The sequence below is a fragment of the Halalkalibacter hemicellulosilyticusJCM 9152 genome (genome assembly GCF_000513115.1).
Classification (GTDB): Bacteria; Bacillota; Bacilli; order Bacillales; family Bacillaceae_D; genus Halalkalibacter; species Halalkalibacter hemicellulosilyticus.
Genome location: NZ_BAUU01000002.1, coordinates 47,206 through 64,898 on the forward strand (window position 1 = coordinate 47,206; position 17,693 = coordinate 64,898).

General features: G+C 35.9%; 17 protein-coding genes, 1 riboswitch and 1 other annotated feature. Of the genes, 13 read left to right on the forward strand and 4 right to left on the reverse strand.

Annotation, left to right across the window (positions count from 1 at the left end):
- The first annotated feature begins 22 nt into the window (after positions 1-22).
- A complete protein-coding gene (locus JCM9152_RS01385; protein ID WP_035340079.1) occupies positions 23-736 on the forward strand; it encodes a response regulator in 714 nt (237 codons plus the stop codon).
- The gene (locus tag JCM9152_RS01390) at positions 736-2,520 is read left to right on the forward strand and encodes an ATP-binding protein (RefSeq protein WP_035340081.1); all 1,785 of its coding nucleotides are present in this window, start codon (positions 736-738) and stop codon (positions 2,518-2,520) included. The genes JCM9152_RS01385 and JCM9152_RS01390 overlap by 1 nt, the downstream gene beginning before the upstream one ends.
- Before the next feature lie 59 nt (positions 2,521-2,579).
- Here JCM9152_RS01390 and JCM9152_RS22250 read toward each other — a convergent pair whose 3' ends face one another.
- Both JCM9152_RS22250 and metE read right to left on the reverse strand, forming a co-directional pair.
- Positions 2,580-2,759 (reverse strand): hypothetical protein, encoded by a 180-nt coding sequence (locus JCM9152_RS22250; RefSeq protein WP_148296411.1) that lies wholly within the window; start codon positions 2,757-2,759, stop codon positions 2,580-2,582.
- An 8-nt stretch (positions 2,760-2,767) separates the two neighbouring features.
- Entirely contained in the window at positions 2,768-5,035 is a 2,268-nt protein-coding gene (metE, locus tag JCM9152_RS01395; protein ID WP_035340083.1) for a 5-methyltetrahydropteroyltriglutamate--homocysteine S-methyltransferase, read from the reverse strand.
- Between the two features lie 126 nt (positions 5,036-5,161).
- Positions 5,162-5,356: riboswitch (cobalamin riboswitch) on the reverse strand.
- Between the two features lie 109 nt (positions 5,357-5,465).
- Here metE and JCM9152_RS01400 point away from each other — a divergent pair.
- The 8 genes from JCM9152_RS01400 (at position 5,466) to JCM9152_RS01425 (ending at position 11,323) form a co-directional block, all read left to right on the forward strand.
- Complete coding sequence (locus JCM9152_RS01400) at positions 5,466-6,056, forward strand: cob(I)yrinic acid a,c-diamide adenosyltransferase (RefSeq protein ID WP_035340086.1); 591 nt, start codon at positions 5,466-5,468, stop codon at positions 6,054-6,056.
- A gap of 126 nt (positions 6,057-6,182) precedes the next feature.
- Positions 6,183-7,676: a spore germination protein gene (locus JCM9152_RS01405; protein ID WP_035340088.1), complete on the forward strand. Its 1,494-nt coding sequence runs from the start codon at positions 6,183-6,185 to the stop codon at positions 7,674-7,676.
- Positions 7,677-7,695: 19 nt separating this feature from the next.
- On the forward strand, positions 7,696-8,121 hold the full coding sequence (locus JCM9152_RS23610; protein ID WP_268870704.1) for a GerAB/ArcD/ProY family transporter: 426 nt from the start codon (positions 7,696-7,698) through the stop codon (positions 8,119-8,121).
- Positions 8,027-8,809 carry a GerAB/ArcD/ProY family transporter gene (locus tag JCM9152_RS01410; RefSeq protein ID WP_268870705.1) on the forward strand — a complete coding sequence of 261 codons (783 nt, stop codon included), beginning with the start codon at positions 8,027-8,029 and terminating at the stop codon, positions 8,807-8,809. The genes JCM9152_RS23610 and JCM9152_RS01410 overlap by 95 nt, the downstream gene beginning before the upstream one ends.
- On the forward strand, positions 8,787-9,899 hold the full coding sequence (locus JCM9152_RS01415; protein WP_035340090.1) for a Ger(x)C family spore germination protein: 1,113 nt from the start codon (positions 8,787-8,789) through the stop codon (positions 9,897-9,899). Before JCM9152_RS01410 ends, JCM9152_RS01415 begins: the two co-directional genes overlap by 23 nt.
- A gap of 81 nt (positions 9,900-9,980) precedes the next feature.
- Positions 9,981-10,265, forward strand: coding sequence for a hypothetical protein (locus tag JCM9152_RS23055; RefSeq protein WP_052015461.1), 285 nt, complete (start codon positions 9,981-9,983; stop codon positions 10,263-10,265).
- A complete protein-coding gene (locus tag JCM9152_RS01420; RefSeq protein ID WP_235715596.1) occupies positions 10,178-10,861 on the forward strand; it encodes a M23 family metallopeptidase in 684 nt (227 codons plus the stop codon). The genes JCM9152_RS23055 and JCM9152_RS01420 overlap by 88 nt, the downstream gene beginning before the upstream one ends.
- Positions 10,862-10,948: 87 nt before the next feature.
- Positions 10,949-11,323 (forward strand): hypothetical protein, encoded by a 375-nt coding sequence (locus tag JCM9152_RS01425; protein ID WP_035340092.1) that lies wholly within the window; start codon positions 10,949-10,951, stop codon positions 11,321-11,323.
- A gap of 50 nt (positions 11,324-11,373) precedes the next feature.
- Here the strand turns inward: JCM9152_RS01425 and serA are convergent, their stop codons facing one another.
- Entirely contained in the window at positions 11,374-12,978 is a 1,605-nt protein-coding gene (gene serA, locus JCM9152_RS01430) for a phosphoglycerate dehydrogenase (RefSeq protein ID WP_235715589.1), read from the reverse strand.
- Positions 12,979-13,088: 110 nt separating this feature from the next.
- Positions 13,089-13,313: a binding site (T-box leader), on the reverse strand.
- A 163-nt stretch (positions 13,314-13,476) separates the two neighbouring features.
- On the opposite strand from serA, the gene JCM9152_RS01435 reads away from it, so the two are divergent.
- Complete coding sequence (locus JCM9152_RS01435; protein WP_035340093.1) at positions 13,477-14,526, forward strand: M14 family metallopeptidase; 1,050 nt, start codon at positions 13,477-13,479, stop codon at positions 14,524-14,526.
- 45 nt (positions 14,527-14,571) lie between these two features.
- On the opposite strand, the gene JCM9152_RS01440 is transcribed toward JCM9152_RS01435, so the two are convergent.
- Entirely contained in the window at positions 14,572-14,820 is a 249-nt protein-coding gene (locus JCM9152_RS01440; protein WP_035340095.1) for a ferredoxin, read from the reverse strand.
- 296 nt (positions 14,821-15,116) lie between these two features.
- On the opposite strand from JCM9152_RS01440, the gene JCM9152_RS01445 reads away from it, so the two are divergent.
- Positions 15,117-16,175 (forward strand): YpbB family protein, encoded by a 1,059-nt coding sequence (locus JCM9152_RS01445; protein WP_035340097.1) that lies wholly within the window; start codon positions 15,117-15,119, stop codon positions 16,173-16,175.
- Complete coding sequence (locus tag JCM9152_RS01450) at positions 16,165-17,667, forward strand: RecQ family ATP-dependent DNA helicase (RefSeq protein ID WP_035340099.1); 1,503 nt, start codon at positions 16,165-16,167, stop codon at positions 17,665-17,667. Before JCM9152_RS01445 ends, JCM9152_RS01450 begins: the two co-directional genes overlap by 11 nt.
- Positions 17,668-17,693: the final 26 nt, after the last annotated feature.

Genomic DNA, 17,693 nt, shown 5'->3' on the forward strand with positions numbered 1-17,693 from the left:
AGATGGAGGAGGTAGAAGTTATATGGAGCATGCTCGTATATTAGTAGTAGATGATGAGGATCGTATTAGGAGATTATTAAAAATGTACTTAGAACGTGAAAATTATCAAGTAGAAGAGGCTGAAAATGGTGAGGACGCCTTACAATTAGCAATTGAAAAAGATTTCGATGTCATCTTATTAGATATAATGATGCCAGGAATGGACGGTATTGAAGTATGCCAAGAACTTCGGAAATCGAAAGCGACACCTGTTATTATGTTAACAGCAAAAGGAGAAGAAGCAAACCGTGTCCAAGGCTTTGAAGTAGGAACTGATGACTATATTGTAAAGCCTTTTAGTCCGAGAGAAGTTATCCTACGAGTAAAAGCGTTACTTCGACGTGCTTCTGCTACAAAATTTATGCAAACCGATACTCTCGCAAAAAATGTATTAGTCTTTCAAGAATTAACGATTGACCATGACGCACATCGTGTAATGGTTGCTGATGAAGAGATTTCATTAACACCTAAAGAATATGAATTACTTCATTATTTAGCACAATCTCCTGATAAAGTATTTTCGCGTGAGCAATTACTCAAGGATGTTTGGAATTATGATTTCTTTGGTGATTTACGAACGGTTGATACACATATTAAACGCTTACGTGAAAAGTTAAATAGAGTTTCACCGCAAGCTGCAGCAATGATTGCAACGGTATGGGGAATAGGTTATAAGTTTGAGGGACAGAAAGACTAATGCTATGGCGCAGTGTAGTTGGTAAGCTTTGGCTTACAATTATTTTACTAGTAACATTTGTGTTAACGTTGTTAATGGTGCTTCTTCTTCAATCATTTGAGAGAGTGCACGTAAATACGGCCGAGTCGCAATTAATGAATCATGCACAGATGGTTGCATCAATGTATGAGCGTTATGAGCAAGAAGAAGCATTATACGTTATTCAAGAGTATGCTGAAACGTTCGATACGAAATTGATTTTACTAATAGAAGGTGAAAAAGTTTTAAGTACTGAAAATCATCATTCGCATTATTTAGCATTGCATACATTATATAATAATCATGTGTTAATGGACGTATTTTCAGGGGAGCAAATCGTCCGTACAGAAGGTGATTTTCCTTTTGAAAGTAATGACGAACAACAATACGCTGAAATCATGATAGTTGGTGTCCCGGTTCAACCTGGCGAAATAGAAGATAGCGCTGTTTTTCTATATCAATCATTGGACGCCATTAATTCAGCAACGGCAGAAACGAGAAGAATCGTTTATCTCTCTGGTGGTATAGCGATCATTATGACAACAGTATTTGCTTTTTTCCTATCATCAAGGGTAACTGCACCACTACGTAAAATGCGTGAAATGGCATTAGAAGTCGCAAAAGGACAATTTGAAACGAAGATACCGATTTTGACACATGATGAAATTGGTCAATTGGCAATGGCTTTTAATCGCATGGGCAGAGAATTGAATAATAATATTCACGCATTAAATCAAGAAAAAGAACAGTTAGCACGAATATTAGGGAGTATGGCTGACGGAGTCATTACGTTAAATAAATATGGTAAGGTCGTGCTAGCCAATCCCCCAGCAGAACGGTTTATACAATCTTGGTCCTTTGAACAAGGTCAAATTCGACAAGAAGAGAAGTTACCTGATACAATTCGAACATTATTTGAGCAGGTCGTAACATTTGAAAAGGAACAAACTACGGAAATTGAAGTGCAAGGTCGCAGCTGGACTATATTAATGACTCCGTTATATGATCAAAACGTGATAAGAGGAGCAGTTGCTGTTTTTCGTGATATGACTGAAGAACGGCGACACGATAAATTGCGTAAAGATTTCATTGCAAACGTTTCACATGAATTACGTACACCAATATCTATGCTCCAAGGTTATAGTGAAGCGATTATTGACGATATAGCTCAGTCAGATGAAGAAAAAAAGGAAATGGCAAAAATTATTTATGATGAGTCACTTAGAATAGGGCGATTAGTGAATGAACTATTAGATTTGGCGAGGATGGAAGCAGGTCACGTAGAATTACATGCCGAACACATACAGCTGCATCCTTTTGTTGAAAAGGTCGTCCGTAAATTTCAAGGTTTGGCGAAAGAACAAAACATTGCCCTTTCACTTGATGCCACTAAATTAGACAAAGAAGCAACCATTGATCCAGATCGTATTGAACAGGTATTAACAAACTTACTTCACAATGCCATAAGGCATACAAGTGAACAAGGTCATGTCACGTTGCGTGTGCGTTCATTTGATGAAGGGACAAAGTTTGATGTTCTTGATACAGGCTCTGGAATACCAGAAGAGGACTTACCGTTTGTGTTTGAGCGCTTTTACAAGGCAGACAAGGCTAGAACTCGAAGTCGCGGAGGAACGGGCTTAGGTTTAGCGATTGCTAAAAATATTGTCGAAGCTCACAATGGTCATATTTCTGTTCATAGTAAATTAAATGAAGGTACAGAATTCACATTTTTTATCCCAAACATTGCTATGTCTAATGAGTAAGCTGTGTTGACGTGACTATAAGGGGAGGCTGGGACAAAAGTATTGCCTCAGCCTCTTTTTTATTCCATATTCAAAATCGATTGAAGCATATTCAACCAGCGTTCTTGGGTTTCTATAGTTGTAAAGCATAAATGTTCAACTAATGAATGTAAACCTTGAGAATCTAGGTGGTAAATACAATTCTTCATTTCTTTTTCATTCGTTGTATATTCAAGAAATTGTATCATTTCCCGTCTCATTACCACCTCTAAGATTGGCTCGAAATGGTAATGTTTTCTCTAGCTTTTTTAGCTGCATCAACCATTTTTTTAAGTGCAGCAATTGTTTCTTCTTCAGAGCGTGTTTTCAAGCCACAATCAGGGTTAACCCAAAAACGTTCTGCTGGCAGAACTTTTAGAGCACGTTCAATAATCGATGACATTTCTGATACGCTTGGAATACGAGGACTGTGAATATCATATACGCCTAAACCAATCCCTTTTGTATACGTTGTTTTTTCAAATGCTTCAATCATTTCACCATGACTTCTAGAGGTTTCAATCGAGATCACATCTGCGTCCATTGCATCAATTGCATCAATAATTTCATTAAATTCGCTATAGCACATATGTGTATGGATTTGTGTTAAGTCATCGATATCAGATGTACAACGTCTGAACGCTTCAATACTCCATTGAAGATAGTCTGCTTGCTTCTCTTTCTTCAACGGTAAACCTTCACGTAATGCAGGCTCATCAACCTGAATCATCGTAATATTTGCTTCTTCTAACGCTTGTACTTCTTTAAGAAGCGCTTCTGCAATTTGAAAGCTAATTTCTTTATTAGAAATATCGTTTCGAGCAAAGGACCAGTTTAAAATGGTAACAGGACCAGTAAGCATGCCTTTAACAGGTTTGTCGGTTAATGATTGGGCGTAAACTACTTCTTTTACAGTCATCGGTTCTGTAAATTCTACATTACCAAAAATGATAGGTGGTTTTACACAACGTGACCCATATGACTGAACCCAACCATTTTTTGAGAAAGCAAACCCTGATAATTTTTCGCCAAAAAATTCAACCATGTCATTTCGCTCGAACTCACCATGAACGAAAACATCAAGTTCTAAATCTTCCTGAATTTTGATCCATTTCTTCATATATTCTCTAATATGTTGTTCATAGTTTTCGTTAGATAATTCTCCTTTACGCCACTTCAAACGGGTTTGACGCACTTCCGTTGATTGTGGAAAACTCCCGATCGTCGTAGTAGGTAGTAAAGGTAATTTCCACTTTTTTTGTTGAAGCTCTGCTCTTTTGCTAAAATGGGTGATACGGTTCGTTTTCAATTCGTTTAATTTTTTTTCGGATCTCCATGCCGATTCACTTAATTCATAAATGCCTGTTTGGTGTTCTTTTAATTTGTCCTCAAATTGACTACGGTCTAATATGATCTCTTTTAATAAAGTCAATTCTTTTAGTTTCTCATCACAATAGGCAAGTGCCTCTTTTACTAGAGGGTCTAGTGCCTCTTCATACTTTAACGTTACTGGGACGTGCAGTAAGCTTGATGAAGGCTGAATAAGCTGTCTGGAATATGGAACTATTTCATTAATTCTTTCAAGAAGCTTAGATGCTTTATTGAGGTCACTTTTCCAAATATTTCGACCATCTATAATTCCAACTCCAAGTATTTTTTCTTGAGGGAAGCCGTATGTGAGTAAGGAATTTAAGTTTTTTTCTTTTCCATAAACAAAATCAAGGCCTATCCCTTTTACTGGTAATGAAATGAGCTCCAAGTATTGATCAACACTTTCAAAATACGTTTGTATGATTAAATTAATGTCAGTTGCGTTAGCTAGTTGAGTATAGACTTGTTTAATTAGATTCCAGTCATCTGCACTTAAATCCGTTACAAATGTAGGTTCATCGATTTGAACAACTTCTGCTCCTGCTTCTTTCAACTCTGATAAAACCTGTGAGTAAAGTGGGATTAATTGCGACAAAAGGTTTGAGAATTCAGACTTTTTATATCCTTTTGATAAGCTTAGGAATGTAAACGGTCCTAAAATAACTGGTTTTCCAATTATATTTAATTCTTCTTTCGCTTCTTTAAATGCCTTCAACGGTTTGTTTTCGACGAGTGTAGGCTTTGCATCATGTAGTTCAGGGACAATATAGTGGTAGTTTGTATCAAACCATTTTGTCATTTCACACGCTTGAGCTTCTCCTCCGCGTGCCATTGCAAAGTAAGTAGCTAAAGAAACGACCCCTCCGGAATATTGAAACCGATTTGGAACGATACCAAACATAGTCGCTATATCAAGTACATGATCATAATAAGTAAAATCATTAATAGGAATATAATCAATCCCTAACTCCATTTGCTTCTTAAGATGATTTAAACGAATTTCTTTCATTTGAGTATGTAATTCATCTTCAGTAATTGAACCTTTCCAAAACGACTCTAATGATCGTTTCCATTCACGCTGTTCACCAATTCGCGGATAACCTAAGTTGCTTGTTTTAATTGACATTCATACATCTCCTCCATTTCATTAAAATAAAAAAGGATATTATTACCTATAATAGTGTAATAATATCCTTATGACGGCATGCGTAAATAAGCTATTATAACACCTCCCTATCTCCCGTAGGTAAAAACAGTGTTGTTGAAATTGGCAGGTCTCCTGGCTCTAGAGTCAACGTCACAATCACCTTCCCAGCTTCATAAGCCAGTGGTTCAAGAAATTGTAACTCATCTACTACAGTGGCGGGACCGCTCCGGAATTTCACCGGATTCCCTTTTAAACTTTGAAAGTCATCGTATTCAAAGTACCGATTTCCAACATATGAAATTGTTTTATACTTTATCGTGAAGGAGAAGAAATGTCAAGAGAATTTTTACTAGATAGAAATGAAAATAATCATGTATACTAGTGAAAACGATATGAAAGAGGGATTGTATTGAAGTTGTATACACGAACTGGAGATGAAGGTAAAACAAGTGTTATTGGTGGTCGTTTAATGAAGAGTCATATTCGTGTGGAAGCATATGGGACCATAGATGAATTGAATGCTTTTGTTGGTCAAGCAGTAACTCAATTACAGGATGACCTATTTCGAGATATTAAGGGTGAGTTAGAGAGAATCCAACATGAACTATTTGACTGTGGTGGAGATTTAGCTGCTGTAAAGAAGTCAGATAAAATCCCATATAAAACAAATCAAACAATGATTGATTATTTGGAGCAAAGGATGGATATTTATATAGACGAAGCACCATCAATTGAAAGATTTATTTTACCAGGAGGGGCAGAGGCTGCAGCAACGTTACATATTTGTCGGACGATTGCAAGAAGAGCTGAACGTCAAGTTGTTCAATTACTAGAAACAAACGAAGCTTACAATCTGTATGTTCTTAAATATTTAAATCGTTTATCTGATTATTTATTCGCTATTGCAAGAGTTGTAAATGCAAGATTAAAAATAAAGGACATCGAATATATTCGCAGTGCGGCTGTTTTTAAAAATGGTATACGAAAAGAAGAGAAGTAGGAATGAAAGAGAAGTTTCAAAGGTTTCGCTACCTTTTGAAATTTCTCTTTCTTTTTTACGCATAATACATTTAGGGTTTTTTCATACTAATGTTAGAGCACAGTGATATGTAGGTGGTGAAACATAGTGATTAGTAGATGGCTTATGAATAGAAAAAGTCAGAATAAAGAGCAGCCTTTAGCGAATATGATTAACCTATTTAAAAAGTCAGAGGACTTTGTTGAGAGCGAATACAAACTAAATGAAAAATTAGTTTACATTGCGTATTATGAGCCACTTATTGACCATAAAGAATTAAACGAAAATGTGCTTAAAGGCTTAAAGGAAAATCCTACGTACACATTAGAGGAAATGAAAGAAGCTGTTCCTAATGCGAATTCACTATGGATCACCCATAGTGATGAGCTGAGAGAAAAGGTTATGCATGGTTTTGTCATTATTTATGATCAGCCTTTGCCTGAAAAGTGTTTAGCTATACAAGCAAATCAAGAAAATAATCGCTCAGTTGCTCCACCTGAAACTGAATTTAGTGTATCAGGACCTCAAGAGGCGTTCATAGAATCACTTGATACAAATATTTATTTAATTCGAAAACGGCTACCTCTCCCGCAATTACAAATAAAAGAATTATCTATAGGCAAATTAACACAAACTCGGGTTGTGGTTATGTACATAGATGGTATTGCTGATCCTGATAATATCGAAACGGTCATACAAAGACTTAATTCAATTGAAATTGATCAAGTCATTGATGCGAATGCTCTTTCGCAAATGATTACTGATCAAACGATGTCTATTTTCCCTCAGTTAATTCATACAGAGAGACCTGAACGAGTTGCGGCTGTCTTAGCAGAAGGAAAAATAGCCTTTATGGCAAACGGATCTCCGGATGCGATTATTGGTCCAGCGACTCTAATTGAATTCTTTTCTTCTCTAGAAGATTATTATTTACATTGGCAAATAGCTTCGTTTTTACGTCTTTTGAGGTTTGGAGCTGTGCTTTTCTCTATCTTTTCTACACCCATTTATGTTGCTGTTTTAACATTTCATTATGAATTGATTCCGCGTGATTTATTGTCAACCATTATTGCATCAAGAAGTAATATTCCTTTCCCACCAATTATTGAAGCGATATTTTTAGAATTAACGATTGAGTTGTTACGCGAAGCGGGTGCACGCTTACCGACAAAAGTAGGTCAAACAATCGGAATCGTTGGAGGGATTGTTATAGGACAGGCCTCTGTTGAGGCTGGTTTAACAAGTAACATTTTATTAATTATTGTTGCACTAGCCGCACTTGCATCATTTACAACTCCTGTATATCAAATGGGAAATACAATCCGCGTTATTCGCTTTCCAATTTTGTTTATGGCTGCCTTTTTTGGTGGGGTGGGTGTTGCATTTTGCGGCTTATACGTATTAATTCATTTAGTTAGGCTCACTTCTTTAGGACGTCCATACATGGAGCCTTTATTCCCTCCCAGGTTTGCCGATTGGAAAGATGCATTTGTCCGTTTACCGTTTAACAGAATGTCTAAAAGACCGATATATATGCGTCCTCTTGATAGCGGTCGTTTTAATTTTAAAAGGGCAACATCAAAAAGTGATTTTGATGAATAAGACAGGAGGTTAACTTAATATGCATAAGCCAATTAAGGAGCAATACTTAGTGTCAGGCTTTTTGGCCTTCTTTCTCATTCATTCAGTTCAGGTTGGAGTTGGTATGTTGAGCTTTCAGCGAACCATTGTCAAGGAAGCTGGATATGACGGCTGGTTTTCAATATTAATATCTGGATTAGCTGTCCACATTATTGTTGCCTGCATGTATCTTCTTTTAAAAAGGTCTAATGGTGATTTAATGAGTATTCATCAGCAAATTTTCGGAAAATGGTTAGGGAATATCTTGAGTTTTATAGCTATGGTTTATTTTATTGGAATAACTATAACGGTTTTACGCTCGTACATCGAAGTTGTTCAAGTGTGGATGTTTTCTGATTTGCCAACATGGGGGAATTACACTTGTTGCTGTAGCATTTTTTTACTATGTTGTTTCTGGAGGATTTAGAACAGTTGTTGGATTAGCTTTTCTAGGAGTTATCATTCCAGCTCCGCTATTTCCTATGCTGTTATTACCACTTGAATTTGCTCATTTTATTAACATGCTACCGATTTTAAAACATTCAATCTTTGACCTTTTATTAGGGGCAAGGGAGGCAACTTTAAGCTTCATAGGTGCGGAATTACTTTTGCTTTTTTACCCCTTTTTAAAAAACAAAGAAGATACACAGAAATGGTCGCAGTTGGCTGTTTTCACTACAACGACCATTTATTTAATCATCATGATTGTCAGCTTATCATTTTTTAGTGAAGAGCAATTGAACAAAACGATATGGGCTACACTGACGTTATATAAAGTTGTGCAACTACCTTTTTTAGAAAGGTTTGAATATGTAGGAATTTCGATGTGGATGTTTTTAATCGCTCCTAATATCGGAATATTACTATGGGCTGCTACACGATGTGCAAAGGTTGTCTTTAAAATGAGTCAAAGAAAAGCGTTGATTATAGCTGTTGTATTAGTGGGAATTGCTTGCATTATGCTCCCTTCAAGGCAGGAAATTAAGATATTTAATGAAATAATTGGTGAGATTGGATTCTATTTTATGTATGTCTATATCCCATTGTTAGTCATATTACAGACGGTAGCATTAAAAATAAGGAGGAACAAACATGGGCAAAGTACTTCGGCTTAGTTACTTAGTCCTGTTTTTATTATTGTTAAGCGCTTGTTTGGAAACGAGTATAGTTGATGAGGTTGCATTAATTCGTATTGTTTCGATAGATAAAGCTGATGAAGAAGATTACATAAAAGTAACTGTCAATTTTCCAACTTTTCTAGAACAAGGGGAGGAAAGTTTATTACAGCAAGGGTCCATTTCAGCGACTGGGCAAACAACAAAAGGTACGAAAATTTTATTGAACAGGCGCTCTCAAAAACCATTACGATTTGGACAAGCGCGAGTAATGCTTTTTGGTGATGAACTGGCAAAGGAAGGCGTTGAAGTTTATTTAGATGCAATGTATCGAGACCCTTCCGTTGGGAATCGAATGCTAATTGGTATTGTAAAGGGAAATAACGCTGGAGAAATGTTGGAAACTGAACTCGGCGTAGGTGAATTGGCAGGAGTCTTCATTCCTGATCTTATTCAGCAAAATATGGATTTAAATACAATACCTTCAGCGAATATGCATGAATTTCTTTTTAGTATGTACAACGATGGTCGAGACCCATTTGCTCCAATGTTAAAGCTTCAAGGAAACCATGTTCGGATAATAGGAACTGCTTTGTTTTCAGATCAATCTTACCATTCAGAGATTGGATTAGACGAATCTTTTATTTTAAAGACGATTACATCCGTAACGAAACAAGCGATCAAACAATTCGAGGTGAAAGATGAGGAGGGTCAATCTGTTTATATTGTGATAGAGAAATTAAATAGCCAATTAAATAAGCAGGTAGATAAATCTGGAGAAAGTCCTTTATTTCGATTTCATATTCATATCGATGGTGAAATGCAGGATCATAGTGGAGATTTTAATTTTGACGAACCAGAAACCGTTGATAATTATGAACAGAAAATTGAAGAGAAATTAAAACTCCAAACACTTGATATGCTTGAGCGTTTCCGTGATCAAGGAATTGATCCAGTTGGAATCGGTGAATTGTATAGAAGTACAACAAGAGATTGGAACCCGACACTGTGGAAAGAAGAGATATATTCTACAGCCAATTTTGAGGTGAATGTTTCGATTAACATTGTTCAATCAGGTGCTATTGAATAAAAAGCATAAAATCGGTCAAGCCTTCATATGATAGTACAGTCATTGTCAAAGAATGGTACAAGTATGGAGGAGGATACGATGATGGATTTTATAAAAAGATTATGTATTGTGTTAGGGATTATGGCCTTTTTGGGCGTTTTGTTTTTCAGTACTTCATATACATTCGCAGCTGAGGATCGAGCTGTTCCTTATGAGTGGGAGGAAGCCTTTATTTGGCCGACAGTTGGTGAATTAACTGATACATTCGGAACGAGGGGGGATCTCATTATGGTATTGATATTGCAGCAGAGGAGGGTACTCCAGTTGTATCTGTTGCAGACGGTGTTGTTTCTCGTTCTTATTATTCCGATACATATGGAAATGTGATATTTGTTAATCATGATAATCAAATGGAAACGGTTTATGCTCACTTACATGAACGACTAGTTGAAGAAGAACAATTTGTGAAAGAAGGACAATTAATTGGAACCGTTGGTACGACAGGGCGTTCATCAGGCAACCATTTACACTTTGAAGTCCACCTAGAAAGCTGGAATGTACATAAGTCAGAAGCGATAGATCCTTTATTTGTACTGTCTCAAAAACCTAGTCATATGTATGCCTCACTAGAAGCTGAAAGAAATGATGCTATATCTGCTATTACAAGAAATGAGGACGATTCATCGAATGTCATTGACAAGGTTACTGTCACGAAAGGCGACACGTTATGGAGCTTAGCGCAACGTTATGGTGTATCTGTAGAACAAATTAAGGAATGGAATCACTTAAAAGACGAAAGGATTTATATTGATCAAGAGCTAACGATATATGAGGTGAGTACCGTTCATAATGTAGAAAAAGGAGAGACGTTAACAGCTATCGCTAATCAATATGAACGTTCTGTTGAATATGTAATGGAATTAAATGAATTAGATTCTGATCAGATTTTAATTGGTCAAATGCTATATATCGAGAAAGAATAGAAAGCGATCTATTCATCTATACACCCCCATATAAAATAATCTATGTTAAAATAAGTGAAGGAAGAAGTGCGTAAGTGGGGTATAGAAATGACTGTACAGACAGAATTATTAAAATGGTTAAATGAGCAAACTGATATTCATAGTCATAATGTTGTATTTTTAGATGGTTTTCTCTTTATGTTAAAAAAGATTAGAAAACATGGTCATATACGAATGAAAAATAAGCATGATATACACCCAAGATTTTGGAGAAGCTATGATCGGGCATTTAATTTTAATTTAATTAATTCACGTAGTAAAAAAGAGTTGGCGCATTTGTATAAATTTTATTTTCATGTAGCCTACCATGAACAATTTGTTATTGTAACGTATCCGACCATTCAACTATCCGATAAAGGGAACGATTTTTTACAAATAAATAGGGATGAACAATTAGGTTTGTTATTCTCTTACATATGGTAATAAAAAAGAAAATGACGAAATACGCCATTTTCTTTTACAATCATTTTATATTAACATTCAATTGTATCAGCAAAATGAATTTCCTCAATTTGAAGTAAGTCATCAATGACTTGTTGGTCTACCAATTTATCAACTGCAACCATCATGACAGCTTCTCCGCCTTCTTCCTTTCGACCTACTTGCATGGTTGCGATGTTCACATTATGTTTTGCTAATAATTGCCCCATACGACCAATAACACCAGGACGATCATTATGTTGAATATAAATTAAATGACCCTCGGGTATGAAATCAACGTTAAATCCATTAATGTTCACGATCCGTGGACCGTATTCTTTAATGAACGTTCCTTTTAATTCAAATGTTCTCTCTTCACCACGTACGACCGCATGAATGATATTGGCATAGCCATATGTTTGGCTCATTGTTTTCTCACCAAATGTAATTCCACGTTCTTTCGCAATGAGGCTAGCATTTACATCATTCACACCTGCATCTACACGTGGTTGTAGGAAACCAGCCATTAAACTACGAGTAATAATAGATGTTTCTAAATCAGTAACAGAACCGCCGTATAAAACATCTATTTCTTGTACAGGTGTTCGCATCACTTGCGAAAGAATATTACCCATTTTTTTAGATAAATCATAAAATGGCTTCACTTTACTATAGACTTCTTTCGAAAGAGTAGGTAAGTTGATCGAATTGCTAACAGGCTCGCCTTGTAAAAATCGTAAGACTTCCTCAGATACTTGTGCAGCTACGTTTAATTGAGCTTCCAAGGTCGAAGCTGCTATATGCGGAGTTGCAATGACACGAGGGTATGACATTAATTCATGATCAACTACGGGCTCCTCCTCAAACACATCTAGAGCAACGCCAGCTACATGTCCATTTTCTAAATAATGCTTTAGGGCTTGCTCATCAATAATACCACCACGAGCACAGTTAATTAAAAAGACACCACGCTTCGTTTTGGCGATATTCTCCATACCTAGAAGGCCTTTTGTTTCCTTTGTTAATGGAGTGTGAACAGTAATAATATCTGATTGTGATAGTACTTCTTCTAACGATGCTGTTTGAACGCCAACTTTTTCTGCACGTTCTTTCGTTAAGAATGGATCAAAGACAAGTAATGACATTTCAAACGCTTTTGCCCGTTGTGCAAGCTGTGTACCAATGCGACCAAAACCAACAATACCTAAAGTTTTGCCACGTAATTCGAACCCTTGAAATGCTTTACGATTCCATTCTCCAGCTTTGATGGAAGCATACGCTTGAGGAATATTACGCATTAATGACATAATCATCGCAAAAGTATGCTCCGCCGTTGAAATTGTGTTCCCATCTGGAGCGTTAATGACAACGACACCATGCTTAGTAGCAGCATCTAAATCAATATTATCAACCCCAACACCAGCGCGAGCTACAATTTTTAAATTAGGCATTTTTGCTAATAATTCTGCATCAACAGTAGTCGCACTTCGGACAAGTAATGCATCAAATTGAGTTAAATCATCCACATCGTTCACATTTTTCTCAATACAACGAACGTTATCACTTTCTAATAATGGTAAGAGACCCTCTTTACTCATGCTGTCAGATACTAGAATTTGATAAATCGTTTCTTCATTTTTGTTAGCTTGATTGCTCATACTCTACACTCCTCATTCGTTCTTTTTTTATATAAAAAAGCCTTAATGGGCCTTTTCAGTAAAATGAAAGCGCTACAAACAAAAAACCTTCTGCCCACACGACGTGTGTCGTGAGGGGCGGAAGGTTTAAACCGCGGTACCACCCTCATTTTTTGCTAACGCAACTCGGGGAGAATCAACTCCAAGATAACGGATTATCCGTATGTACCTACTATTTCATCAAGTTCAGCACATGAACTCCGAAGGGCTTTCAAGAAGGAACCAAACTAGTTCACAGCAACCACTAGCTCTCTGATATTGGTTTCACATCTATCTTTCTTCATCATCGTTTCATTTATGTATAGTTTTTCCTATTTAAATTAAGCAAAAATAGTACTAATTGTTTGATAATTTATCATAAACACAACCTTCTGTCAATTGGTGTTTAGTTATAACGGTCGTTGTTTAGTCATAAAAATTTGGGCAAATCATATATAAATATGGGAGGGGGAAGAGGTGATGATGCATACAGTACAATTTGGAGAGACGATTAATAAGGTCGCTTTTCAATATAGTATACGTCCATTCGACATTCTATTATTTAATCGTGAGATCTTTTCAGAACAACAATATATCTATCCTGGAATGAAATTATACATACAAAATGGAACATTTAGACAAGATCAAATGGATTGGTTAGGATTAACGGAGTTTAATCAACATGATTTAGAAGGAATGCTATTACGGTTACAGCAAAACGGAGTTGAAAAGGATGTTATTGGTTACTCAGTTATGAATAAACAGATATACGCATTTAAAATAGGCACTGGCAAGAAAAAAGTGTTTTACTCTGGAGGGTGGCATGCCAATGAATGGATTACCTCTAAACTGTTAGCTTATTTTATATATGAACTTAGTGAGAAGCAAAAAGATCAGCAAAGGTGGCATGGTTATTCAGTTGAGCAATTATTGAGAGACAGTACACTTTATGTTGTTCCAATCGTGAATCCCGATGGAATTGAATTAGTTCAACAAGGTATTTATAAAGAGCATCCGCACTTTCGTCAAGTATTAGAAATCAATAAAGGAATGAGATCATTTGATCATTGGTCTAGTAACATTCGAGGTGTGGATTTAAATCATCAATGGCCAGCTGGTTGGGCTAAGGAAGCAAATGAAAGCCCGAAAGTACCATGGCCAAGACATTACAGCGGACAAAAGCCATTAACAGAACCAGAAGCTAAAGCGATTTACAATTACACGAATCAACATCAATTTGATTATGTATTGTCATTTCATTCTCAAGGTCAAGTCATTTATTGGGGCTATAATCATTTAGAACCAGAAGTGAGTGCGGAAATGGTAAGTAGACTATCTTACGTAAGCTCTTATTTACCGATTAAAACAGCGGAGAGTGATGGAGGATATAAGGATTGGTTTATTCAGCATTATCGTAAACCTGGTTTTACCATTGAAGTAGGTGTAGGTGTTAATCCATTATCGCCTGATCATTTTTCTGAAGTATGGTCTAATAATTGCTTGCTGTGCCTTGAAGCACTGATACTATAAAAAAAAGGTCATCCAGTTTGTGAAATTTGGATGACCTTTTTTGATTTATTCATATTTTAGTGGGTCGCCATCAAATGAATCATCTGATACTTTAATTGAATCAGTCGGACACCCTTCAAGGGCGTCAATCATATCCTCTTCTAGCTCATCAGGCACGACTGCCGTACCTTGGTTATCATCTAAAATGACAAAAGCAATCCCTTCATCATCATAATCATAAATATCAGGTGCTGCTGCCCCACATGCGCCGCAAGCAATGCACGTATCTTTATCAACAATTGTATATTTCGCCATTTCTATAACCCTCCAATTAGTCTATATCTATACTACCTTATCCTGAACAACTGTCAAATGTTCATCACATATTGAATAAATGTTTTCCTAATGAACTATTTTAAAACGGAATAGAGAACTTTTCAACATATTCGTCTTAAAATAATTGTTTTATTTTTATTTTCTTTAAAAACAATTAAGAATATATATGTTTATTTATGATTAGTAATCCCGTTATTTGCTTAAATAAGTCCCTTTTATTAGAGGGAATTTGATACAATAAAATTGAAGTGATGAAGTTAGTAGGTGTATGGAAGATGGACAGAAAACAATACATTATTTTATCAATATTAGCTGCTTTTAATGGAGAACGTTCTATTTTTGGTGCTTATCATGTATTGCAAGGAAAAAAATCATCTCAAACCATTCAAGACCATGCTCTATTTATGATATCTGCTTATTTTGGTCTATTTCCAAAGTGGTCAAGAGACGATTTTATTTTCGAAGTAAAGAAATTGATTGATCTCAATTATATTGAAAAGATCAACAATGATCGTGTGAAATTAACTAAATTCGGTATACAAACATATGAACAAAAAAAAGATACAAACGGTTTTGCTCATGATTTAAATGGGTGGAAGTACCACAAATGGTCGGATATTGTTTGGTTAAGGCTAGCACTTTACATTCAATCATTGTCTTTTTTAATGTCAAAAGAATCGAAGTTTTACCCTTTAACACAAAGGTATTCGGTTCAACAGTGGGTCAAGAAAAACCTGCCGAAAGATTCCGAGATACAGAAACAACAATTTGTTCAATTACATAACGAATTAAAATCGATATTAGATGATTGTGAAACAGAGCAAGCAGAAGCTTTTACTTATCAATTATCGAGTAAAAACCATATAGGCAAAACAAAGAAACAAATAGCTGAAGTAATGGCGACTTCTGAGGATATCGTTGCTCTATTACACATATCTGTCATCCATAAAATATGTAACTTGGCTCAAAATGTAACAGTTTATCCAATGCTACACCTGTTTGTAAACGAAATTGAGGGTCAGGTTATGCTTACAGATTCAACGAAAAAGACGTATGAACTCATACAAAAGGGGCTTAGTTTAAATGATATCATGAAGCTTCGACAATTAAAAAAAAGTACGATAGAAGATCATATTGTTGAAATGGCCTATGCAGATGTTCCTTTCCCATACAAATTATTTATTACGGAAAAAGAAGAAAATGAAATTATTCAATGTATCAATCAATTAAGAACAACAAAATTAAGAGTCATTAAAGAGCAGTTAAATGATACTGTTACATATTTTATGATTCGACTTGTTATAGCAATAAGGAAGGTGCGCTATGAGTCTTGAGCAAGTATTAAAAAAGAAATTTGGTTATGAGAAATTTCGTAATGACCAAGAACCTATTATACGTGCCATTATGTCGAAGCGTAATGTGTTAGCTATATTACCGACTGGAACAGGTAAATCTATTTGTTATCAATTACCGGCGTTGTTGTTAGATGGTATAACGATTGTCGTTTCTCCATTACTATCGTTAATGGAGGACCAGGTTCAAGAACTTCGAACTAGTGGTATTAAAGAAGTGGTAGCCATTAACAGTTTTATGCGAAAAGAAGACCAAAGGCGAGTTATTAATAATTTACAGCGATATAAGTTAGTGTATGTATCACCTGAAATGTTACAGCATCGACATTTGAAAAGTCGGATGTTACAGGTGCAGGTGTCTTTGTTTGTCGTTGATGAAGCACATTGTATTTCTCAGTGGGGTCATGATTTCAGACCTGATTATTTAAGGTTAGGGGATGTTATTCAACATCTAGGTAGTCCACCGTGTTTAGCCATTACAGCTACAGCTACAAAAGAAGTTCAACGTGATCTTATCGCTCAATTATCGCTTCATAATCCTAAGCGATTTATTCAATCGATCAATCGTCCTGAAATTGTGCTATCAGTTGAGAACTGTGTTTCAACAGAGGAAAAAATAGAAAAAACGAAAAAGCTCATTCATCAATTAGAAGGGCCTGGAATGATTTATTTTTCAAGTCGATTATGGGCAGAGTCGATGTGTGAGCAGTTAAAGAAAGAGGGTCATCAACGCGCGGCGTATTATCATGGTGGTTTATCAACAGAGGATCGAATCCTAATCCAACAACAATTTATGAACGAAGAGCTAGATGTTATTTGCTGCACGAGTGCTTTTGGGATGGGTATCAACAAAAAGAATATTCGCTATGTGTTACACTTTCACTTTCCTATAGAGCTAGAAGCTTATGTTCAAGAAATTGGGCGTGCAGCAAGAGATTATGCACCAAGTATTGCTATTTCCTTTTTTTGTGAGGATGATAGAGCATTGGCAAAGAGTCTAATTGAAAGGGATACCGTTACAATGGAGCAGTTATCACTGCTATTGCATCGTATTTCACATTACAGAAAAATTAATGAAGTACCAGTGGAGGACCTTCTAGTAGAAACTGGTTGTTCGGATACGACTTGGAGGTTAACGGTATTTCAGTTGGAACAATTAAATGTTATTAATAATATGATTATTTCTCCTTTTCCAATAGATGAAATGACGAAAATTATGCTGAAATCACAACAGAAAAGAATGGCAGTAAAATTAGCGAAATGGAAAAAAACAGAAGAGTATTTAACTAGCACATCTTGTAGAAGAAACGTATTGTTACATTATTTCTCAGAAGAAAAAGTACGAGAGAACGGGTATGCGTGTTGTGATATTTGTTCATTTTCACTATCTGCTTATAATCGAAAAAAAGAACGTGAACATTCACAAGAAGATTCCACATGGCAGGAGCATTTAAAGGCAGTGTTTAAGGTATAAATGAAATACTTTACACAAATTGATTT